This is a genomic window from Mycoplasmopsis columbinasalis (genome assembly GCF_900660705.1).
Lineage (GTDB): Bacteria > Bacillota_I > Bacilli_A > Mycoplasmatales > Metamycoplasmataceae > Mycoplasmopsis > Mycoplasmopsis columbinasalis.
The window spans coordinates 182989-206451 of sequence record NZ_LR215043.1; the positions used below are offsets into that span (position 1 = coordinate 182989).

Consider the following 23463-nt stretch of genomic DNA (forward strand, 5'->3'; position numbering starts at 1 on the left):
TTTTATTCCTTATATTTAATACCTGCAATAGGATCAGAATACTCTGGTTTGACACTATTGTATTCAAAAATATTATTTTCATTTGTAGGCAAGAAACGCTCATAATCTGACGATGGTTTTAGCCTGTAAATTGCATTAGCTGCTCCTGCTGGATGAGGAAAATCGTGAAACATACCTCTTCTATTAGCAATTGCCGAATTAAAAGCATTCGCTGCTGGTAACAACGTATATTTATTACTTTCAAAATTATGCAAATTCGCAACCGGAGCGGTTTCTTCATTAAAAGGTAAAGTTCACCCATGATTTAAAATCTCGACGCTATAGGCATATTGAAACTTGTCACCAAAGAAAAATTCAGCAGTTCATCGGTTATACTTATCTTTGTCACCAGTAAATCAAATACGACCTCTGTTATATTTTTGACCAGGACCAAAATTACTTTCAGCAAAATCAGTTGCTTTTTTTGCATATTGAAATTCAAATGGAGGAGCTATAGTTTTGTCAACGGCCTTTTCTGGTGTGTCAATATTTATTAATCTAATTTTTCTTGAACCACTGTCAGGTTTGCGTTCATTTGAACTATCCTCTTTTCATAAGTCCCATAAACCAGATTTAACACTTTTGTCAGGTTCACTAATGATTTTAAAATCAGAAATGGTGTCACCGTCTGCTCAAGCTAAAATTTCTGCTTCAACTCAAGATTGTTTGCTTGCATCTCAATCAATATCTTTGATTTCGCGCAAAATCTGTGGATTAATTTTCGTTGAACTTTCTGCGGGGTTACCTAAATTAATTGTTACAGGTACTTTATATTGGTAACTAAAGTTATTAATCATGTATCACTTATTTGAGTTTTTAAAGTAGACACGATATGAAAAAACTCTATTTGTTTTAAGTTCATTATTTTGCTCAGATGTAGTTTTATTAGCATCGATCTCCTTATCAAAATAAATCGAATCTAAATCAAATAAGAAATGCTCAAATTTTTTGTTATTTTCAATAACTAATTCAAAGGTTGAAACGCCATAAACTGGCTTAATCATTTTTTTGGTACGTCAATAATCATTAATTGTTACTTTATCATTAACATATTGAAAATTTGGTTTGAAATTTTTGTTTAAATAAGCTTTAATGCTATCGATTGTTGCTGCTTGGGTAGTTACTTTTTTATCAGCAACAATATTTTCAGCAGTAAGAGGTTCTGATAATGCAGAATTAAGTTTGATATTAGAGTTTTGACAACTAACGGAAACAACGGAAAATGCAATGGCAGGCAGCGAAATTGAACAAAATAATTTTGCTTTTTTCTTCATTTTACCATAAAAGATAGATAAACACAATAATTGAAATTATTGTGTCATCATATTTTTTTATTTAGTTAAATTAAGCTTTTTTATTATTGAATTGAAGTTTCACTGCATCAATGATTGCTGTGTCGTATGTTTTTTTGTCATCATATTCGCCATTTATAATTTCGTTGTTAATTCCTGATCAAACAGCTTTCAATGATTTTCTAAATTTCGATGATTCTGTTGAAGCAGGTTCTGAATAAGCAATATATTTTTCGTCCGCATTTTTTGTTTGATTAACTTTAATAAATTCTGCAATTGTTGTTTTAAGGTAAATATTGCTGTTATCATTTTGTGTTAATGATTTGGATGGAAACACATATGAAGCCTGTTGCGAAAAGAAGTCAATTGGAAAAGCATTAATTATTTTTGTTTTATTGCGGTCAGGAACTTCGAAATCGTACTTTTTAGTTTGATCTAAGAAAAACTTCACAAATTGTCTTGTCCCGTTGTCTAATGTTTTGTTTAATCTAACACCAATCAACGATGGACCTTGAACATAAACAACATTTGTTTTGTCATCTTTAGTTAGTCGTGTTGGAGCAGCAAAAACGTTTAATTCATTTTGATTAAGAACATCAGCGTTTGTTCTTGTGAACATTTTTCCTGTGATATTACCAAAGGTGCCATTCAAACTACCAGTTGTTACATAACCAACAAAAGTTTTTTCTTCTTTAGGAGCTCCTTTTTTAAATTCGCCCAATCTATTTAATGGTGAATTTGGAGTATTAGCGATTTCATCCAAAATCGTATGCTTAGCTTTACCTACTGGATCATCTTCGTCAGTCTTAATTTCAACAAAAATGAAAAGATTATTGTAATTTTTATAATCTTCACTTTTGTCAGTAGTTGAAGAAATTTTTTTTGAAACAGCAACTAACTTTTCATCGGTCTGCTTGTCCTTTGCTACAAATGAATGCTTTTTAGCATTGTCAAGTGAAGTTTGATCACCTTTTTTATAATAGTATGATGCATCATCATTTGCTAAAGTAGAAGTTAAAATACGATTTTGGTATTTGTCAAAACTAAGAAGTCCATCCTCAACTTTTCAAATTTTCACAAAGTCAAGGTTCGTTCCTTCTTCGATTGCTTGTTTCTTGTTGTCCTTAACAAATTCAAAGTAAGTAGGAGGTGTTTTTAAGTAATTATGACTGTACCCAGCTGTAGACCCGATGTTAAGTGCCATTTTGTGTCTTGCAAGATCGTTTGACCCATAAACTCCAGCAGCAAATAATCTAACAGCATTAACTTTCATTGCGTTAACAAGTGAGTTGAATGTTTCGTCTAATTTTTTGGAAATTCGAGAATTTTTACTTTCAAAATTACTTGTGTCCACAACACGAGTATTTGATTTGTCTAAGCTGGATTTGATAAACATTTTGTCGTCATCGCCATTCAAATAAGCATAACTTGTTGTTGCTAAAACTCCGGCGATGTCATCTATACCAAGCACAACAGTATTTTTCTTTTGTTCATCTGTTTGTTTAAGAGTATTTTTTACTGCTGTTCCAAAAGCAAGCAAACCTTCTAATGTAGAAAACGTTTTATCGTTAATGATTAGGTTTCCATTATTAACTTCTGGGTTTCTTTCACCTCAAAGTTTTTTTACTGATTCTAAATCGGTTTTTGCGTGTTCCCCTAAAGTTTCATAAGATGTTAGTTCAATTTTTGCTCCACTTTCTTCAAGAACTTTTAATAAGTAGTGTAAAACAGGTGAGTTTACTCCAGTGACATTACTGCTTTTTGCAGCAGGTAAAATTCATGTTCCGGTATTTTGAATGTTTGAAGTCTTAACGTTGTCTGTAGTAAAGTCACTATTAAAATTGGTAAAATCACTTGAAATGTTTGGGTCAGCAGATGAATAAAAATTCAAAAGCATACCCTTAGTAGCCAACATAGATGCAGTAGAAGCATAATTGAATGTTAAACTAACTAGCTCATTTATTGCTGAATTTTCAATTGCAGTTTGAAGTGAAGTTTCAGCACCTTCATAACCACCAGCCTTAACATCTATTTTAACTGGTACAAAGTTGTCAAGGAATTTTGTGATATCAGCTTTTTCTGTTTTTTCATCGTCTGTTAAGTTTTCGCCTTTTGCTTTAAGCTCTTCTAATCTTTGTTCTTTTACTCCTTTTTGCTTATTGTACATTTCTACTACAGCGTTAAGTGCGCTGTATTGAACGCCATTACGACTAAAAGTTACGCCAAATTTTATTTCCTTCGGATTTTTTTTAAGTCAATCATCACTAATTGTTACATCTGGCGTTTGTTTTTTACTGCTCGCAAAGACTGAATCAACAGTGTCAAGAATTTCGGTTGAAGATTCAGTGCTGGTTGAAGATTCAGTACCACAGCTTACAGCTAACAAAGGAACTAAACTAGTTAGAGTAAAGCCCCCCCCTAAAAGTCATTTGGTTTTCTTATTTTTTGCCATTCTAAAATTTCTCCATAAAACAAATTTAACCAATTTAATACCAAGTTTAATTTGGCACTAATTGCTAACTAATTATAAGAAAACATATGAAACTAAAAGTTTAATTACTGTTGAGACAAATAATTAACTATGAAAAAAGTATGAAAAGTCTTATTTTAAACACTAAAAATTGCATTTTTTATCAATTTATAGTTATTTTGCTAAAAATTGTTTGATTTATTAAATTTTTGCTTTTATGTTTTAGTTTTAAAATTTTGTACATCAAAAACGGAGCAAAAGATGAAACTAACAAACAATCAAAGACGTCTCAAAGGCAAAATTTATTTTGGTGACAACGAAATAGTCACGTTAATGGACAGAGCACAAAAACTAACTTATAAGTTTAACCACACTAACCCTAACAAAAAACAAAAGTTGCAGAAGATAATTAGAAAACTCTTAGGAAAAGCAGATTCAACTACTTGAATTAATCCTCCTTTTCACTGCGACTATGGTACAAACATCGAGGTTGGCACAAACTTTTTTGCTAATTTTAATTTAACAATCTTAGACGGTGGCAAAGTAAGAATTGGTGATAATTGTATGATCGCACCTAATGTTTCTATTTTTACTGCTGGACATCCAATTCATCCTACTACTCGCAACACAATGTGTTGCTATGGTATTCCTATAACAATTGGCAACAATGTTTGAATTGGCGGCGGTAGCATAATTTGTCCAGGTGTCACGATTGGCGACAATGTTGTGATTGGTGCTGGTTCGGTGGTTGTGAAAGACATCCCCGCTTGAACAATTGCAGTTGGCAACCCAGCACGAGTACTCCGCACCATCACCCAAGCTGACAAAAAATACTACTTCAAAACACAAGAAGTAGATGATGAAATTTGAACTAAAATGTTTCCAAATGAAGCTAAGTAACAACTGATACATTTTTTAATCAAGTTACTTATCAAAAGACTTCAACAAATTATTTTTAAAAACTTCAACTGCTGATTGGTTGAAAGGATCAACGTCATTGAGCAAACCATTTAGAGTAGCAGCAAAGTACAAAAACTGCAATAAATAACCTAAGGTTTCAAGATCTAACTTCGCCAGTGTGAAAGTGATAAGTTCAAATGATTTGACAGGGAGCAGTTGGCTTGCAAGCTTTGCTTGCAGCAGCTCTCAATCAACACTGAAAGGCTTTTCTTTGTTAATGTAGAGATCTTTGTGGGCATATTCCTTTTGATAATAAGTAAGAACATCTAAAGCACTACTAGTAGTTGCACTTTGTGCGCGAATTTGTGTGCCAAAAGTGTGTGTTGCATATTTAAAATTGTGTGCTAAGAGCGTATTTGCACTAAATAAACCGTGATTACCTTTAGTCTCAGTTTCTTCAAATAATAAAACAATTCATTCTAAAAATTTTTGATACTGAGTTTCAACAGCACAAAATAAATCAACTTTATACTCGTCTGCTAAAACAGTGCGATTGGCAAGATAAACTAAAATTGGATTTGCAAAACCAGCAGTAGTTTTAAACTCCTGGGTGGCTTGCTGAGCACCTGCAAAAAATGTAAAAATATCATAACCAGCTAACAGCAAGGGAAATAGCGTAACACAAGTAAAGGCACTAAACCGCGCTGTTAAAGTGTTTGGAATTCTTAGTACTTGGTAGTTTTGTTTTTGGGCTAATGTTAGCAAAAACCCACGTTCAAAGTCAGTGGTAATTACAATGTATTTGCGCGCATTATTTGATCCTACTTGCGACTCTAAACGTTTGCGAAATTCACGAAACACTACAAAAGGTTCAACACTCGAACCGCTTTTAGAAATTACATTGATAGCAAATTTGCGGTTACCTAACAAATTCAAGTCAGCAATGAGACGTTCAGTTGTTACGGCGTGTCCGACAAACATTAATTGAATTTTACGGTGAAATTTATCCACGGGCAACAAATCGTAAATTGCTTTGGTTGTTAAATATGCTGAAGCTGTCCCGATGATTACTACTACTTCAACACCATCGTCAAGTCAAGTTTTGTAAATACTTTGCATATGTTCCACAAGCAAAGAATCAAGCGGACTACTTGCTAAGTCGATTCAACCAAACAAATTTTTGGTAGTTGTTGGTGTAGTTAAAATGTGAGTTTTGAGTAATTCAAGTTTTTGTAACACACGCTGAACTTTAGCAATTGGCGTGGTATGGTGAAATTGCACTTCCAGGTACTTCTTCATGCGGGTGTCTCCTTAATTAGTAGTTTCAAACGGATTTTGGTTGAGCAAATAAGCTTCATAAATTTTGGTTCAATACAACAAAGCAATTAATTTTCCCAGTGAAAGTTCACTATTGTCCGTAACAGTAATCCGACACAAGGGTAAAGTGACAATGTTGCTTAAAGTTATAGTTAAGCCGTGGTTAATTGTGTTAGTAAATTCCGAAAGTTTATTGTCTTTAATTTTAAAATTCATGTCTTTGACGTTAATTTCATCACTAAGCACAAAGTCAACTTTTTCATAAATAAGTTCAAACACAACTCCACAATTAAAAGCATTAGGATCGAATAAATACTGTCCATAAGTATAAACGCCTTCTGGAAAAATTGTGTGCGTGGCAAAAAACGGTTTGGCTTCGAATGAACAAACCAGACTTTGTTTAGCGAAAGCATTGAGCAAACCAGTAAAAATTCGGTTAGAACCAATTAATAAATTCACAGTTTTATCTTTTTTTCATTCCGAATAAATATAACCAAGTTTAAAGGCGAGATTTTGCTCAACATCACGAGCAGTGAAGTCCTGCGTGCCTACTAAGTAACCTTCCAGTAAAGCGCCTAAATCAGCTCCTTTTAACATTGCTAAAATTAAGTTGGTTTTACTAAAAAACGCAAAGTGGTTATGTAAAATTGCCGGCACAATGAGAATGTTTTGTTCAGGCACGATTGCATAAAAGTGTTGGTTGGCATGGTTGCGACGACTACTATCAACTTTATGGGTAAAATCTGTTGCTTTGAGTTTGTGTTTTTGTTTGTGATTATGTTCTGACAAAGTGTACAAATTTAAAATTTGTTGTTCAACTTCTTCCTTAGCAACTAAAAATTGGTTGTTCAACGCACGAAAATAACCAACTTGTTGTTGAAATTCATTTAAACAAAGCAAAATAAAATTTAAAAAAGCTTCAGAAAATGGTGTTAGTGAAACATACAGAAAAGCACTTTGTTGTGAAGCAAAAACAGAACTAATTTGATTGAAGTAGGTGAACCAATTCGCTACATTATCATCGCTGTTAAAAAAATGAAAATTGATTTTACGTTGCGTTAAAAGATCGTTTTTAAATAAAAAGTCATCTATAATTTTGAAATTATCTAATTCAACTGTGTTAGTAAAAATTACTAAGTCAGTAATGTGTTTGTCTACAATTAATTGGCAAAATTCAGTAATTTCAGCAATGTTGGTATGACTAAAATTTAAGGCTAAATCATTAAAACCAAAGTGTTCATAACCGGGTGCATTTTTGGCGCGAATGTTTTCAATGATAGTTGTGGCTTTGCGTTTTAAATCCTCATTTTGAAAATCGGGATAGTAGTTATAAGTTTTGAGACGTAAATAATTCATTTGTTAGTCCTTTTTCGTGAATTTTGCAGTGACACTGGCAAGCAAATTTTTAAATCCTTTGGGTGTAGGCGTAAGGTTGTGTGCGAAGGGATCTTTGCAAAATTGTGGGTGCAAAACTTTAAAGTTACCGCTGCCACGGCCGGTTGCAGGATCAAAACTTACCTCCGCAAAAGTAATAAGTTCACCAGGAGTAAAAATGGTTAAATTATTGTGTTGAGCATAGTCACTAATCAAACGACGGTTAATGGTATAAATGCCTTTTTGTGCTTTGACAGTCACAAATTCGGTTGTAATGTCAATGACTTTGCCAGTTTCAATTCTCCGCGTATAGGGCGAAATGCGTTTCGTTGTAATCATAATTCACGACCTTTATAACAATTTGCTAAGCTAGTTTTAATTACTCCAACAATCTAAAAAGTAAGATGTAGTTAACTTAGTTATATTTTAACTGTTTCACTCAATTTTGGTATTTGAAACCACAAATGAATTCAAAACACCAAGATACTGGTAACAAAAAAAGCACTCGTGAGTGCTTTTTATGATGTTAATTCGTATTATATTTGTTTGGATAAATTGAATAAGTAAGGATCAATTAAAAAGGATTTATGAATTTTATGAAATTTATGAAAATAGTTGTTCTTAAAACACGTTCACATTGGACTTAATAGTAAGTCGCAAGTGTTTGTGTATCAATTTATTTTGCGTCTTCTTCTTTAAAATCTTGTTGTGTCGTAGTTTCTTGGTGTTGGGTGTTTTCGTGCATTTTGCTTAGTTGTGCAAAAAGTTTTTCAAATTTGTCTAAAGTTTCACGTAATTTATCATACTCTTTGTTTTTAATCATTTCGTGTAACTGGTTAATTTCAGTTTCAGAACGTTTGATTTCTTCTTCAGACATTTTGTCTTTGTTTTCTTTGAAAGCAGTTTCAAGTTTTGACACAAGAGTTTCAGCTTTTACTAGAGTTTCAATGTCAGCAGTTTTCTTAGCATCAGCTTCACGATTTTCTTCGGCTTCTTTAATCATTCTTTCAACTTCAGCATCGCTTAGTTTAGTTGAATTCTTAATGGTTACACTTTGTTCTTTGTTAGTTTTTACGTCTTTGGCAGTTACTGTAGTAATACCATTAGCATCAATTTTGAAACTAACTTCAATTTGTGGTACACCACGAGGCGCAGGTTCAATGCCACCTAAATTAAATTCAGCAAGTGTTTTGTTTTCAGAGGCAAGTGGTCTTTCACCTTGCACAACTTTAATGGTTACATCAGTTTGGTTATCAGCAAAAGTTGTAAAAATTTGGCTTTTGGTAATTGGAATTCTGGTGTTTCTTTGGATTAATGGGGTTGCGATACCACCAGCAGTTTCAATTCCAAGTGTCAATGGAGTTACGTCAACTAATAAAATGTCGTTGATATCACCAGCAAGCACAGCGCCTTGAATAGCTGCACCAAGCGCTACGACTTCATCTGGATTAACTGAGTGGTTTGGTTTTTTGCTAAGTAATTTTTCAACAAGTTCTTGCACAGCTGGCATACGAGTTGAACCACCCACCATTAAAACATCATCAAGGTCGGCAGCGCTTAATTTTGCATCTGTCAACGCAGTTTCAACCGGTTTGCGACATTTATCAAGTAAGTCAGCAGTCATTTTTTCAAATTCACTACGTTTCAATTCTACGTCAATGTTAACTGGTTGACCATTTAAGAAGAGAAGGAATGGTAGAGAAATATTAGCTACCATAGATGATGAAAGGTCAATTTTGGCTTTTTCAGCAGCTTCTTTCAAACGAGCCATCGCCATTTTGTCGGCTTTAACGTCAACATTGTGGTCTGTTTTAATTTTAGTTACAAGTCATTCAACAATTTTGTTGTCTCAGTCGTCTCCACCTAAGTGGTTATTTCCTGAAGTAGCTAAAACTTCGAAAGTACCGCCAGCTAATTCAAGAATAGAAACGTCAAATGTTCCACCACCAAGGTCAAAAACTAACACTTTCTTTTCTTTATCAGTTTTGTCAAGACCAAAAGCAAGGGCAGCAGCGGTTGGTTCATTCACAATTCTTAAAACTTCTAAACCAGCGATTTTACCTGCGATTTTAGTTGCTTCACGTTGTGCGTTATCAAAATATGCCGGCACTGTAATAACAGCCTTAGAAATTGTGTGGCCAATTTTTTGTTCTGCGTATTTCTTAAGGTGTTCCAAAATCATTGCACTGATTTCTTCTGGCTTGTATTGTTTGCCATTTGCTGTAACAGTTTTGGTTGTTCCCATTAATCTTTTAATAGAAGCAATAGTGTCTGGGTTGGTTTCAATTTGTTTCTTTGCATTTTCTCCAACAATAATTTCACCGTTTTTAAAACTTACTACTGATGGAGTTGTTCTCTTACCATTTAAATTTTCTAAAACAATTGGTTGTCCATTTTCAACGATTGAAACAACTGAGTTAGTTGTTCCAAGGTCAATTCCTAAAATAATTTCTTTCGCCATATGTGCTCCTTTTCTTTCGTATTTTAGCACTTAAGTGAGAGTGTTCTTAAATTCGTCATTTTCAAAAAGTGAATTTATTATATCATCAAATTTAGCGCGCATAAATGTTTCTGCTAATTTTTTAAAATCTTTTTTTGTGCATTTTTAAAATTGTTAAATGAGTAACAATCTAACTTCACACAAAATCTGTGTCTGAGATTTTGGCCTAATAAAATAAAAAAATAGCATCCAGCTATTTTTTAATTATTAGATGTTTTGAATAAAAACTAAATTAATAAATAAGATAATTAGGAAAAATTACTTACTGATTTGCGCTTGTTGATTCAGTATTCGAGTCAGAAGTTGTATTCGCTGTTGAATTGCTCTTGTTAACAACGTCTAAACATTTTTTGTAGTCATCTTCTAAGATTGTAGATTGTTGATTTAGTTGCACAATAGTTGATTGCACATTTGCAAGTAATTTTTCAGCATCATCGATATTTTTGTTAACTGCACTCACAAATTCAGTACTAAAACGAGCCTTGTTTAAAATTAAATAATTTTTAACTTTTTCTTTAGTTACTTCTAATGTTTTCTTTGCTCTTGTGAAATCTTCTGCATTAGCTTGCGCACTTTGTAAAGCAACTACAGCTGCGGCATATTGATTAAATTGTTTATTAAGAATTAATTCGTTAGCTTTCTTTACTTGGTTTTCTAAATCGGTTTTTTGTTGTGACTCTAATAACGCAACATTATTGTCAAGCAAAAATTTTTGCGCTTTTTCAATTGAGTTAATTAAATTTCTTCTTGCTACTTTATCTTGTTGTGTAAAAACAACAGTTGCGACAGTAGTTGCAACAATCCCGAGACCAAAAACAATGCCACCAGTGAATAGTAATTTAGTTTTTCTTTTTGAGTTCATAGTGTGCTAATTATATATTAATATGCAAATTCTCTGGTTAAAACGTCTTGTTTGTCATTAGAAAAGACAAAAAATTTTCAAAGACTAACACGAACACACCTATAACATAATTGTATTGGTAAAACTAAGTTTTAGAAAATTTTGATCGAAATATCACGATAGAAGTCACAAAAAGCACTTGTTGTTAGTTTTAAATGTGAAAATATGTATTTTGTAATTTACTTTTTAAATTACGACAGAGAAGCGGAATAAATACAACATAAAATCAGATGCATAACAAGTAAGAATAAAAAAAGCAACTTTTGTTGCTTTTTATAGATGATTAATTACTTTTATTAGTCTTTTTTGGTTTGTTTTTTGCAAAAATAGCTTCGTAAATTTCGCTGTAGTTTTCCACAGGTACAAAGGTAAGTGCATTTTTAACTTCATCAGGAATTTTAACTAAGTCTTTAAGGTTACCTTTAGGAATAAAGACGGTTTTAATACCTTTTTTGAAAGCAGCGAATGATTTTTCTTTCAAGCCACCAATGTTGAGCACACGGCCACGCAAGGTAATTTCACCAGTCATCGCAACGTCTTGAGGTACTGGTGTATTTGACAAAGCGGAAATTAAAGCAGTGGTAAAAGTAATACCGGCACTTGGACCATCTTTTGGCACAGCCCCTTCAGGCACGTGAATGTGAATTTCAGTGTTTTCAAAGTCAAAGTTGGTGATGCCAAATTTTTCAGCATTGGTGCGTACATAGGTTAAGGCAATAGTTGCTGATTCTTTCATTACATCTTTGAGTGAACCAGTGAGTTTGATGCCATTCGATCCTTTACCAGGAAATGTGGTTACTTCGATTTGAAGGGTGCTACCACCAATTGGAGTTCAAGCAAGACCGTTCACTAAACCAACTTCGTTTTTCTTTGACAACTCATCATCAAAAGTAGTTGGCACGCCAAGAAATTCGCTTGCAATTGCTTTGGTAATAACAAACTCAGTGAAAGTTTCGCCTTCGACGATTTTTGTCACAATTTTGCGCGCTAATTTGTCGAGTTGACGTTTAAGACCACGCACACCTGCTTCCATAGTGTAATTTTTAATTACATGTTCAATTACATCATCAGCAATTTGGAATTTTTCTAATGGTAAACCAGCTTGACGAATAACATCGTGAATTAAGTGTTGGCGAGCAATTTTAATTTTTTCACTAATGGTATAACTGCTTAATTCAATCACTTCCACACGGTCAATTAATGGTTTTGGAATATTTTCGTAATAGTTAGCTGTGGCAATGAATAAAACTTTTGACAAGTCATATTCGTGTTCAATGTAATTATCTTGGAATTTGGTGTTTTGTTCAGGGTCAAGCGCTTCAAGCATCGCTGAAGAAGGATCGCCTTTATTGCTATTTGATGACATTTTGTCAATTTCATCTAATAACACAAGTGGGTTGGAAACATTAGCTTTTTGAATACCTTTAATAATTTTTCCTGGCATTGCTCCCACATAAGTTTTCCGGTGACCACGAATTTCAGCTTCATCATTGACGCCACCTAAACTAATTTTGATGTAAGTTTTATTTAAAGCTTCCGCAATTGCACGTGCCAAAGAAGTTTTTCCAGTTCCTGGAGGCCCAACCAAAGTTAGAATTGGCACGTTATTAAATTCTTTTTGTGATTTTTTCGTGTGTTTATTAACTTCTTTAAATAAACTCTTATCAACAGCTAATTCTGGATCATCAGGGAACACAAGAACTTTATCTTTGTTTTCAGGGTTTTGTGCGTCTAAGTTCTTGTGGTTAATAATTAAAACCAAGTATTCAATGACTCTTTCTTTTACTTCAGTTAAACCATAATGGTTTTTGTCTAAAATTTCCCGCGCACGTTTGATATCAAGAGTTTCGACTTCAACTTTTCGTCATGGCAAGGTTTTGAGTGTATTGATGTAAACTTGCGTTAAGTTAGCATCAGGGCTGCCAGGCATCATTTGTTTTAATCTGTCACTTTCAGTCGCAATTAATTTCAACACTGATTCAGGAAAAGCTTGAACTTTAATTGGATCATCTAGCAACTGCGCAAAATCTTGATCTTCTGTGGCGTTTGGGTTGTTTTCGTTCAAAATTTCTTTTAAAGCCTTGATTTTTTCACGTAACATAAAGTCTTTTTGTGAACGGTCAAGGTTTTTCTTCATCTTGTTGTTAGCTTCCATTTCGATGAAGTTTTTTAATTTTTTGCGTTCTTCTTCTTGTTTTTTAGTTTTTTGAAAGTCGGCTAATTCTTCGTCAATAACAAACACAGGCGCTTCTGAGTTTTTAGTTAGATCAGTTACATCACCGTTAAGTTGGTCTTGCTCAGCATTTGTAGTTTTCTTGCTGCGTTTTTTCTTGTCGCCATCTTTGCTGGTTTTAGCTTTCTGCTCATCTTTACCAAGTTTTTCGTTAGTGTCTTTGATGTCATCAAGACCGTCTTGATCTAAGAATGTTTTAATTGAGTCAATCACATTTGTGTTTTTGCCCTTGTTTTCCAAGTCTTGTGAAACATCATCAAACATTTTTTTGATGTCATTACGAATATTAAGAGGATCATCATCTACTTTAGTGAAAAAGTCTAAACTTACAAGTTTTCTGACCACTTCTAAAGGTAATTCTTTAGAAGATACTCATGATTTGACAATTGAATCAAGATAAGTAAGTTGTTCACTAATGCTTGTGTGCAATAAAACTTGGTAACGTTCATAGTTGCCACATGCAATGGTACACATCATCGCTGATAAAACAGCGTGCTGACTCAAGAATTTTTCTTTTGCATCATTAGCGTTAGTTAAGATTGTGTCTTCAAACGAAAGTGCGTTAAAACTCTCAATTTCATTTTCAAGATCAAATGGTAAGTTGTCAATGCTTAATTCTTCTAATTTGTTGTTTAAAATTCAAATTCATTCGGCTGCAGAAATGTTGATTTTGTTGTTTTTTAATCTTCACTCTAAAATAGTGTTGTAAATGTTGTTAGTTTGTAAGTCAGAAATAAATTTGTCAAAACGACCAAATTTAGCAAAAACATTTTCCATTTCCACAGGATCTGAAATTCCGTAATTGCTGTCAATTGCTTGAAAAGTTGCTTTGGTGACAAATTGTTCTTGTGTGATTTTGTTACCATTAGGATCTAAAAGATCACGAACAATAACTAATGAACGACCTACAACTTGCAACTCTAGTTTTTTATTATTGGCACTTTTTTTAGCATCTTCAATTCTTACGAGATGACCAAATTTAAGTACCTTAGTGCCAGGGCAATAATCAACATCACTTAAACCATATTTGGCAGCTTCTTGTTTTGAGCCACTGTCATAATAAAGCACTAAAGCAAAAATTGCCTTATCTTTTTCAACTTTACCACCGTTGCTTTTTTTGTATTTATTGTATGCCTTAACTTCGTTAATAATCGATGCATTTTCATACTCACCAGTTGCAATCAAAGGGAATGACATCGTGAGTTCTTCGCGCCCACAAAGTACATAACCATCTTTGTAAGGTGAGTTTAAATCAAATAAAAAGACTTTTAACCCATTGTTTTGCATTTGTTCTAGATGCATACTTATCTTTCTCCTTATCTTATCTAAAATAATAATGGTGAATTATAACACTATATTTAGCAAAATATTATTTTTGTGCTAAATATTATTTTTTGTCTTTGACTACAAAATTGATGATTTTGTGCGGCACAAACACTTCTTTCACAATTTCTTTACCTTGTAAAAATTTAGCAGCCAACTCACGCGCTTGGTTAAGAATTAATTCTTGATCAAGTTGTGTTTTTGGTAACGTTAATTGTGTCTTAGGTTTACCGTTAATAGTAATTGGATAAGTTACTTCATTATCTGTCAAAGCTTTTTCATCTGCGACAAAATGCGTCAAATTTGCACGTACAAAATATTTATCACTAAGCTCTCATACTAAGTGAGGTGCGAAAGGTTCAAGTAAGTTTAATAAAACATAAAACATTTCACTAATTAAGTCTTGGTCACTAATATTTTCGTAAGCATTAAAAGTTTCCATACACCACGCAATAATAGTGTTAAAGGCAAAATTTTGATTTGTTTGTGCGAAGATATTTTCTTGCTTTTGTAAACCTTGATGTAATTTGCGACGAGCAATTTTGGCTTGACTTGAAAGTGAACTAAAGTCGTAATTTGCTAAGAAACTTTGATAATTAAAATTATTCTTAATTTCACTTGATCTCTCTCATAATTTTTTAATAAATTTATAAGCTCCTTCAATACCTGAATCAAGTCATTCTAAATCTTTTTCTGGTGGAGCGGCAAACATAATGAACAAGCGAATTGTGTCAGCACCATATTTTTCTAACATTTCTTCTGGCGAAACCGTATTACCTTTTGATTTGGACATTTTGGCGCCATCTTTAAGAATCATTCCTTGTGTTAAAAGGTTATTGAATGGTTCACGATAATCCACTAAATTTAAATCAGCTAAGACTTTTGTGAAGAAACGAGCATATAAAAGGTGCAAAATGGCGTGTTCAACCCCGCCAATATATTGGTCAACAGAATTTCAGTAATTAAGTTCTTTGGTTTCAAATAAGTGGTTAACTCTAAGTTTAGTTGGCACAGTATATCTTTGGAAATATCAACTTGATTGGAAGAAGGTATCGAAAGTGTCACTTTCTCTCTGTGCAGGTGAACCACAATATGGACACTTGATGTTAAGTCAAGTTTGGTTAGTCAAAATTGGGTTACCCTGACCAGTAAATTCAACTTGGTCAGGCAAAGCAACTGGCAAGTTTTCAACTTTTTCTGGCACAATTTCACACTTTGAACAATTGATCATTGGAATAGGTGCGCCTCAATATCTCTGGCGGCTAATTCCTCAATCTTGTAAATTGATTTCAGTTGCGGATTCTAAATTTGATAAAACCAAATTTTCTTTAGGTCTATGGTATAGAGTGATTTGATTTTTTTGTGCAAATTCTTCATAACTTTTAAGCTTGTTTGTGTTCACTAAAATCACTTTGTCTGCAGCACCAGCCGAAGCAAAGTCTGTAACATAAACAGCAAGTGGTTGTCTTGCTGCATCTTGAGTTAAAACTGCAAAGTATGGTAATTTAAAAGCTAATTTCTCTGCGAAATTTTTTGTCTTCGCTTGGTTAACTATATTTTCAATTTGCGTTAGATCAGCTGCAGTTAAAAGGTTTTGATTTTTAAGTTCTGTTAGCAACGGGTGGGTACCACTAATTGCTACAAAATTACAGTTGTTGACTGTGTCATAGTCTTCAACAAAAGTTGTAAATTCAACAACGTTCGCGCCATTAGCAACTAATTCAAATTTTGCGTTTAACCCTGTTTTATAGTTAATTCAGTTTTTTTGCATCAACAAAACATTGTCTGGTCAATGGTCTTTTAGCAACGCTAAGTCTTGTTGTAATTCTTGTGCATAAGCAGTGATTTTTAAGTAATATTGTGGCATTTCTTTTTGTACCACTACATTGTCGCATCTTCAACATAAACCATCTTCAACTTGTTCGTTAGCTAAGACAGTTTGGCAACTATTGCACCAATTCAAATACGCATTTTTACGATAGACTAAACCTTTTTCTCACATTTTTAAAAAAATGTATTGGTCAAATTTTGTGTATTCTGAATCAGAAGTAATTACTTCACGTTCTCACGCAAAAGACATTCCTAATCTTTTCAAAGTAGGATTCATTTTGGCAATGTTTTCGTAAGTTCATGAACGAGGATGAATTTTATGTTTAATCGCAGCATTTTCAGCTGGCAAACCAAACGCATCTCAACCAAAAGGATGCAAAACATTAAAACCTTTGCGACGATAAAAACGAGCAAACGCGTCGCCTAAAGCATAATTCCGAACATGTCCCATATGCAAATTACCGCTTGGATAAGGGAACATACTTAAAATATATTTTTTGGGTAAATTAAAATCTGATTTTGGTTCAAAATAACGAGTTTGTTCTCAAAATTGCTGTCACTTTTGTTCTTGTTGTTTTGAATTGTAACTCATATGCGCTCCTTGCTAAGTTTTGAGATTTTTGAAAATTAAGCCTCTTGCGTTGTATCTAAGGAAAAGCAACAAGAAAAATGAATTAATGCTTAAGTTAATCAAATTAAAAAGAAAGTAAATAGTGATTGTGGCTAAATAATAGTTTGGAATATCTAAAAACAATAATTTGTAATTGTTTCACGAACGCGCCAAGTCGAGAAAGCTACCAATTGAAACGTCGCCGTAAAGTCTAAAATATAAAGGTGTTGAAAGAAAAATGTTAAAAATTAGCAGAAAACCAATTGTGATTAAACTAGTGCACACAACTTTGAAGAAATTGCTTTTTATTTTAGTTTTTTGAAAAACTAAAAAGACAAAACCGAAAGTCATCTGGGCAAAGAATAAAATCAAATGCCCCAGAATTGCAATCAATTCGTAACCATGTGAACTTAAGAGCGGTCCAATTCACAACATTAAAAAACCAGTGCTTAGTCCGTAATTTCAGCCAATGTAAATAAAAATGATGGTAATAAAAAAAATTGTGATGTCAAACTTGAGAAAATTTGCTAGTGGAAAGATAAAAATTCTCGATCCGATGAAATTAAAAATTAAGCACAAAGCCAAAATAAAGGCACTTGCGACTATTTTTAATGTAGCTTGTGAATGAAAATAAATACTATCTTTTTGTTTATTTCGTTCCATAAATACGATCGCCTGCATCACCAAGACCAGGAATTATATATTTATGTTCATTTAAGTGGTCATCAAGAGCAGCTAAATAAATTTGAAAATCTTGACCAAAAGCATTCTCTATTTTTGCCACACCTTCATTTACACCCACTAAGCAAACTAACTGGATGTTAGTAAAACCATCTGCTCTTAATTTTTCAATTGCAAATGCAGCAGAACCTCCAGTAGCAAGCATTGGATCAACTACAAAAATGTAACTATCTTTACTTACTTGTGGCATTTTGTAATAGTATGAATGTGGTTTATGTGTTTCTTCATCGCGATACATACCAATGTGACCTACTTTAGCTTCAGGAACTAATTTCAACAAACCTTCAATCATTGACAAACCTGCCCTGATAATAGGAATAAACACAATATCGCGGTCTAGTTTCGCGCCCTTAAATGCAACTTCATTTGGTGTGATAACAACATGTTCTTTTGGTTGGTAAGATCTAAGCACTTCGTAGACCATCAGTGACGCAATTTCATTTAAATTTTGTCTAAACACTGAGTGATTAGCATTTTTGTCCCGCATATTGGTTAATTTCATATCAATCAACGGATGGGTAACAACTTTTAACATTTTTCTCCTTTAGCACTATCTAATTCTAAATACATAAATAATAGTACAAAAAGTATATTTTTGGGTAAATATGGGACTAAAATGGGACTAATAGTATAAAATTTGCTAACATTTAGAGAGAAATTTTTGCCAAAATCACTTTTGTTCACAAGCGAAAACTGATTTAGAAATGTTTTTAAGTTAGTGAATTCAAGATTGTTTTCAAAATTTTACGAATTCGAATGTTTGAATCGATGTTACAAACATGTCTATAACATAGAGTTATTTACATTTTCATCAAAATAACTAATTGCACACAAAGGAGTAAAAATGTCATTAAAAGCCGGAATTGTTGGTTTACCAAATGTTGGTAAAAGTACATTATTTAGTGCTTTAACCAAATATAAAGTTGAAGCTAATAATTATGTTTTCACCACAATTGAACCAAACATTAGTAGTGTTCCACTCAAAGACCATCGTCTTTACGAATTAGCAAAAATTGTTAATCCAGAAAAAATTGTGCCAGCAACATTTGACTTTGTTGATATTGCTGGTTTAGTTAAAGGCGCTTCACGCGGTGAAGGTTTAGGTAATAAATTTCTTGGCAACATTCGCCAAGTAGATGCCATTATTCACGTGGTTAGATGTTTTGAAGATAAAGATATTTTTCATGTGGCTGGGCGTGTAAATCCTGTTGAAGATGTTGAAGTAATTAACTTTGAATTAATTTATGCAGACCAAGAAACAGTTGAAAATGTGATTCATCGCATTACTAAAAAAGCTAAAAGTGGTGACAAACAAGCTGAACTAGAGTTTAATTTAGCTAAAAAAATTAAAGCAACTTTAGAAAATGGGCATTTTGCTAACACTTTAATACCTGATTTAAACGATGAAGAAAAGAAAATTTTAAAAAGTTACCAACTTTTGACAGCAAAACCAGTTATTTATGTTGCGAACCTTAGCGCTGACCAAATTTTAGAACCAGAAAAATGCGAAAAATTAAACCAATTAAAAGCTTTTATTGGTGACAAAAATAAAATTTTGCCAATTTCTGTGCAATTGGAAAGTGAAATTATCGAACTTTCAACAGAAGAATCAACCGAATGGCTTTCTTCTTACAATATTAGTTATAGTGGACTTGACTTATTGACACGCGCAGCTTTTGACTTACTTAACTTAAAAACTTATTTCACTGCTGGCAAAGTGGAAGTGCGAGCTTGAGTTTTCAAAAGCGGATCATTTGCTCCACAGTGTGCTGGTATAATACATAGTGATTTCGAAAATAAATTTATTAAAGCAGATATCATTTCTTATCAAGATTTTATTACTTTCGGTGGCGAATTAGGAGCTAGAAATGCCGGCAAAATTCGTAGCGAAGGTAAAAATTATGTTGTGCAAGATGGTGATGTTTGCCACTTTAAATTTGGAAAATAGTCTCATTTTCCTTCCTTTTGGGAGTTTAGTATAATGGTAGTACTGCAGCCTCCAAAACTGCTTGCAAGGGTTCGATTCCTTTAACTCCCGCCAAATGCCAATGCGCACCTTCAAATTCAAATTTATTCACAAATAGCGCTATTACATAGTGTTAAAAAGCAAATTTAACAAAAAAGATCATTTCAATTTGTGATTTTGAAAGTAAAAAACAATAGCTTAGATGTGCTATTGTTTTTTTGTTTATTTTGGTACTTAATTGTCTTGCTGTTTAACTGCATTGATTCACTTTTGCACCTGTGTTTTAGTGCCGTACACAAAATGCTCTTCTTCAACTTGATAATTTTCTGGCACATTAGGAAATTGTTGCTCATCCAAGTAATCTAAGTCAAAGGAAACGTTTTGGAATTTTTCGTTAGCATTCGAAATTTTAGGAATTGCTTTGAATAAATTCACAGTGTAAGGGTGGTAAGGTTGGGCGTAAATTTTTTCGGTACGACCATGTTCAACGATTTTACCAAGGTGCATGATTTGTACGTTGTCAGCAATGTATTCAATCATCGATAAGTCGTGCGCAATGAAGATTAAACCAATATTTTTCTTAAGACACAAGTCTTTAAGCAGATTCACCACTTGGGCTTGGATTGAAATATCAAGTGAAGCAATCGGTTCATCAGCCACAATGACTTTTGGTTGGGTAATAAGTGCCCGTGCAATTACAATTCTTTGTAACTGGCCACCAGAGAACTCGTGTGGATAACGATAAGCAAATTGTTTTAACAAGCCAACACTTTCCAAAGCATCGTAAATTGTAGTTTTGTAAAGCAAATTAGAAATTTTGCGTTTTGCTAAAGGAATTGAATAGATGTGATCATAAAAGTTGTAAACTAGTTCTCATTTGCGAGCTGATAATTCACGAACATTCACTTGTTTTTCGCTTTCAAGATCAAGTCCTTCAAGGTTCTTTTCAATTCATTTGTAGTTAACACCAAGTAAAATGTAAATATTATTAATATCTTTATTTAAATATTTACGTTCGATACTAAATGAATTAAGTGTATCTTCACGAACTGCTAAGTCAGATTTATACGAATTAATTACTGTCACAATGTCTTTGTTGTCACGGTTAGGGTTGTTGGTAATCATTTCTTCAATAAATTTGAAGTATTCTTCTTTAATTTCATCAAATCGTTCGTTGCAAAAAGTTTGGACAGCTAACAATTCGTTATATTTAATTTCTTGTACTTTAATAGCTTTTGAAAGTTTAATAATTTCACGTTTTAAATCAACTAAACCTTTCAAACGGTTGGTTTGATAGGTTTCTTTAGCTTTAACTAAATTTTGACGCGCTTGCTCAAGTTCTTGCGGTGAAATTTCAGGAGTAGCGTTTTGCGCAATGATGTTAGTTAAAACTCGCATACGTTCTTGAAATTCTTGCTCGCGTGCTTCAAATTTAGCTTTGTGGCGTTGTGACTTGGTTACAAATTTGCTATAGTCAAAGTGGAAGTTTTGTGCAATAATGGCAAGCAATTCTTTTTTCACTTGTGGTGCGAATGGCACTGTGTCTAAGTGTTGTTGGTAAAACTTCTTAATGTAAGCATCAAATTCATTAATTAATTCACGCGTTTCGTCGTAATTTAAATAATCACATTCGCCACGCAAGGCTTTGAGTGTTTTAGCGCGTTGCGCAAAGAGTAATTCGTTCTTTAAGTTGAATAAATAGTACTCTAAGTCAGTCGACATTAAACGAGTAATGTTGATTAAAGATTTTTCATTCTTTGACTCTACAACATAGTTATTAATGACATTTTTCGCATTCTTAGTGAATTCATTTTGTTCGACTTTGAACTCTTTGTATTCTTGTTTTACCTTTGCAAGATCTTTACTTGCTTGATAAGCAGCTTTCGACATTTTAGCTAACTGTTCTTTTTCAGCTAAAGTAGCTTTAGCTTGTTCGAGTTCGAGCATAAAGTCAGCAATTTCTTTGTTGCGATATTGCTTTTGTTTTTCGTAATAATATGTCATCAACTTGCTTGAGTTTGAGTACATATTATTAATAATTTGACTTTCAACTTGTTGCTTTTCGTCTAAATAACCAAAAAAGTTAGTGAAGTTATCATCGAAATCAATCTCAGGATCAAAAGAGAAGTTAGTAAAAGTTTCTTTTCACTTGTGTAGTAAGGGTTCACCTAAAGAGTTAATAATCTTTAAGTTTTCTAACTTGAGTTCTAATGCTTTGATGTGAAAACTATATTTAAAGGCTTGTTTGACAGCGAATCAATCTGAAAAAATGTCTTGAATTTGGCTTTTGATAATGCCATTAACTAAGAGTGGTTCACGCAAAATTGAGAACACATTTTGTTGCGAGTTCAATGAAGCGTGAGGATCTTGGAAGATCATTTGCACGTTTTTGTGCAAAAAACGTTTCAACCGGTTAGAAATTTTCTTACCACTAATAATTTTGTCTTCCAAACGAACAAACCCATTGAAATCATCATATAAACGTAAGATGGTACGCCCTACAGTGGTTTTACCAGAACCAGATTCACCAATTAAACCTACAATTTCTCCTTCGTGTAAATCAAATGACACCCCATCCACAGCTTTGTTGATAAAACCGTGGTTAACGAAATATTTCTTTAAATTGTCAATTGACAAAATTACGTTGCGTTCATTTTTATTCATATTCTTTAAAAGTTTCCTTAAATAATGCTAAACGTTTGAGTAAGTCATCTGAAAGTTGCACTTTAGGTGCTTCTGGGTGTAACAACCAGGTGGCTGCTGCGTGAGTTGGAGTAATTGGAATTAATGGCGGTTCTTTGTAGAAGTCTATTTCTAGGGCGTAATCGTTACGTGGTGCAAACGGATCACCAAGTGGTAAATTCGCCATATCTGGTGGTGTACCTTTAATGTTGTAAAGCTTATCTTCACGATTTTCGGGAATAGCTGAAATTAAAGCTCAAGTGTAAGGGTGGGCTGGTTGGGTGAAAATTTCTTTCTTGGTACCACACTCCACAATTTTACCGGCATACATCACGTAAATATAGTCACAGAACTTCGCAATGACACTAATGTTGTGGCTAATAAGAATGATGGAAATTTGGTATTCTTGCCGAATACTTTCAAAGAGCGAAAGCGCCGAAGCTTGCACGGTGGGATCAAGTGCGGTAGTTGGTTCGTCGGCAATAATTACATCAGGTTTAAGGGCAACTACCATGGTAATTACTACCCGTTGCTTCATTCCGCCAGACAAAGTGTGTGGGTATTGGTTATAAATTGTTTCGGCATTACGCAAACCAAATTGTTTGAGTAAAGAAACTAAATAAGCTTTCTTTTCACCAAATTTTTTGCCTTTTCACTCTAAGTTGGTGTTAAGAGCATCCATGAGTTGTTTCCCAATGGTACGCGTTGGGTTAAGGGAAGTGAGTGGATCTTGGGGAATGTAACCAATTTTCTTACCACGGATGTATTGTCAATGTTTTTGGTTTCAAATTTTGGTGAGTTCTAAATCACCAATTTGCATTTGGTCACTTGTGACAATGCCATTGTGGTTAACGTTAATTAAGGTTTTCGAGGTGACACTTTTACCTGAACCAGACTCGCCAACTAAACCAACAATTTGTCCTTTGTTGACATCTAAATCAATGCCCCGGACAATGTGGATGGTTTTACTACGTCCAACTGGGAACGACACGTGTAAGTTACGGACTTGTAAAATTTTGTTCTCTGGTAAAGGTGTAGTAGCAATGTTAGCATACACATTCTCTTGACTCAATTGGTAACGACTTTTGCGTTTGTTGTCGCCATCATACTTGCTCACTTTGATGGCCGGTTTAGTAAATTTACGTTTTAAATTTTGCCCACGAACTTTTCAACGTTGCACTCAGTTATGTGCGTAATCTTTGCAGCCTTGGGCAAAGTTTTTTCAACTTTTTTTGAAAATTTTCTTTAATTGTTCTTTTTTCATAGTGTGAAACCTTCTAAACCA

General features: G+C 33.5%; 15 protein-coding genes and 1 tRNA gene. 3 read left to right on the forward strand and 13 right to left on the reverse strand.

The window, feature by feature from the left end; genetic code table 4:
• Nucleotides 1-2 precede the first annotated feature (2 nt).
• Together EXC55_RS00630 and EXC55_RS00635 are read right to left on the reverse strand one after the other, a co-directional pair.
• The gene (locus EXC55_RS00630) at nt 3-1313 is read right to left on the reverse strand and encodes a hypothetical protein (RefSeq protein WP_129622771.1); all 1311 of its coding nucleotides are present in this window, start codon (nt 1311-1313) and stop codon (nt 3-5) included.
• A 70-nt stretch (nt 1314-1383) separates the two neighbouring features.
• A complete protein-coding gene (locus EXC55_RS00635) occupies nt 1384-3783 on the reverse strand; it encodes a P68 family surface lipoprotein (protein WP_129622772.1) in 2400 nt (799 codons plus the stop codon).
• A 279-nt stretch (nt 3784-4062) separates the two neighbouring features.
• Between EXC55_RS00635 and EXC55_RS00640 the strand changes: the two genes are divergently transcribed.
• On the forward strand, nt 4063-4701 hold the full coding sequence (locus EXC55_RS00640; protein ID WP_129622773.1) for a sugar O-acetyltransferase: 639 nt from the start codon (nt 4063-4065) through the stop codon (nt 4699-4701).
• Nucleotides 4702-4725: 24 nt separating this feature from the next.
• Here the strand turns inward: EXC55_RS00640 and EXC55_RS00645 are convergent, their stop codons facing one another.
• The 9 genes from EXC55_RS00645 to upp form a co-directional block, all read right to left on the reverse strand.
• Nucleotides 4726-6000, reverse strand: a complete 1275-nt coding sequence (locus EXC55_RS00645; RefSeq protein WP_129622774.1) for a glucose-6-phosphate isomerase — start codon at nt 5998-6000, stop codon at nt 4726-4728.
• A gap of 12 nt (nt 6001-6012) precedes the next feature.
• Nucleotides 6013-7374 carry a hypothetical protein gene (locus EXC55_RS00650; protein ID WP_129622775.1) on the reverse strand — a complete coding sequence of 454 codons (1362 nt, stop codon included), beginning with the start codon at nt 7372-7374 and terminating at the stop codon, nt 6013-6015.
• 3 nt (nt 7375-7377) lie between these two features.
• Nucleotides 7378-7731 carry a hypothetical protein gene (locus EXC55_RS00655; protein ID WP_129622776.1) on the reverse strand — a complete coding sequence of 118 codons (354 nt, stop codon included), beginning with the start codon at nt 7729-7731 and terminating at the stop codon, nt 7378-7380.
• A 337-nt stretch (nt 7732-8068) separates the two neighbouring features.
• Nucleotides 8069-9853, reverse strand: coding sequence for a molecular chaperone DnaK (dnaK, locus tag EXC55_RS00660; RefSeq protein WP_129622777.1), 1785 nt, complete (start codon nt 9851-9853; stop codon nt 8069-8071).
• 301 nt (nt 9854-10154) lie between these two features.
• Nucleotides 10155-10754 carry a hypothetical protein gene (locus EXC55_RS00665; RefSeq protein WP_129622778.1) on the reverse strand — a complete coding sequence of 200 codons (600 nt, stop codon included), beginning with the start codon at nt 10752-10754 and terminating at the stop codon, nt 10155-10157.
• A gap of 322 nt (nt 10755-11076) precedes the next feature.
• Nucleotides 11077-14328 carry an endopeptidase La gene (gene lon, locus EXC55_RS00670; protein WP_223211673.1) on the reverse strand — a complete coding sequence of 1084 codons (3252 nt, stop codon included), beginning with the start codon at nt 14326-14328 and terminating at the stop codon, nt 11077-11079.
• Between the two features lie 85 nt (nt 14329-14413).
• A complete protein-coding gene (locus tag EXC55_RS00675; RefSeq protein ID WP_129622779.1) occupies nt 14414-16771 on the reverse strand; it encodes a class I tRNA ligase family protein in 2358 nt (785 codons plus the stop codon).
• Between the two features lie 12 nt (nt 16772-16783).
• On the reverse strand, nt 16784-17452 hold the full coding sequence (locus EXC55_RS00680) for an MPN527 family putative ECF transporter permease subunit (RefSeq protein ID WP_129622780.1): 669 nt from the start codon (nt 17450-17452) through the stop codon (nt 16784-16786).
• A complete protein-coding gene (gene upp, locus EXC55_RS00685) occupies nt 17439-18065 on the reverse strand; it encodes a uracil phosphoribosyltransferase (RefSeq protein WP_129622781.1) in 627 nt (208 codons plus the stop codon). Before upp ends, EXC55_RS00680 begins: the two co-directional genes overlap by 14 nt.
• Before the next feature lie 309 nt (nt 18066-18374).
• Between upp and ychF the strand changes: the two genes are divergently transcribed.
• Together ychF and EXC55_RS00695 are read left to right on the forward strand one after the other, a co-directional pair.
• Complete coding sequence (gene ychF / locus EXC55_RS00690; protein WP_129622782.1) at nt 18375-19478, forward strand: redox-regulated ATPase YchF; 1104 nt, start codon at nt 18375-18377, stop codon at nt 19476-19478.
• 19 nt (nt 19479-19497) lie between these two features.
• Nucleotides 19498-19571 (forward strand) — tRNA-Trp (locus EXC55_RS00695).
• 159 nt (nt 19572-19730) lie between these two features.
• On the opposite strand, the gene EXC55_RS00700 is transcribed toward EXC55_RS00695, so the two are convergent.
• Together EXC55_RS00700 and EXC55_RS00705 are read right to left on the reverse strand one after the other, a co-directional pair.
• A complete protein-coding gene (locus EXC55_RS00700; protein WP_129622783.1) occupies nt 19731-22160 on the reverse strand; it encodes an ATP-binding cassette domain-containing protein in 2430 nt (809 codons plus the stop codon).
• Nucleotides 22153-23442: an ABC transporter ATP-binding protein gene (locus tag EXC55_RS00705; RefSeq protein WP_223211674.1), complete on the reverse strand. Its 1290-nt coding sequence runs from the start codon at nt 23440-23442 to the stop codon at nt 22153-22155. Before EXC55_RS00705 ends, EXC55_RS00700 begins: the two co-directional genes overlap by 8 nt.
• Nucleotides 23443-23463: the final 21 nt, after the last annotated feature.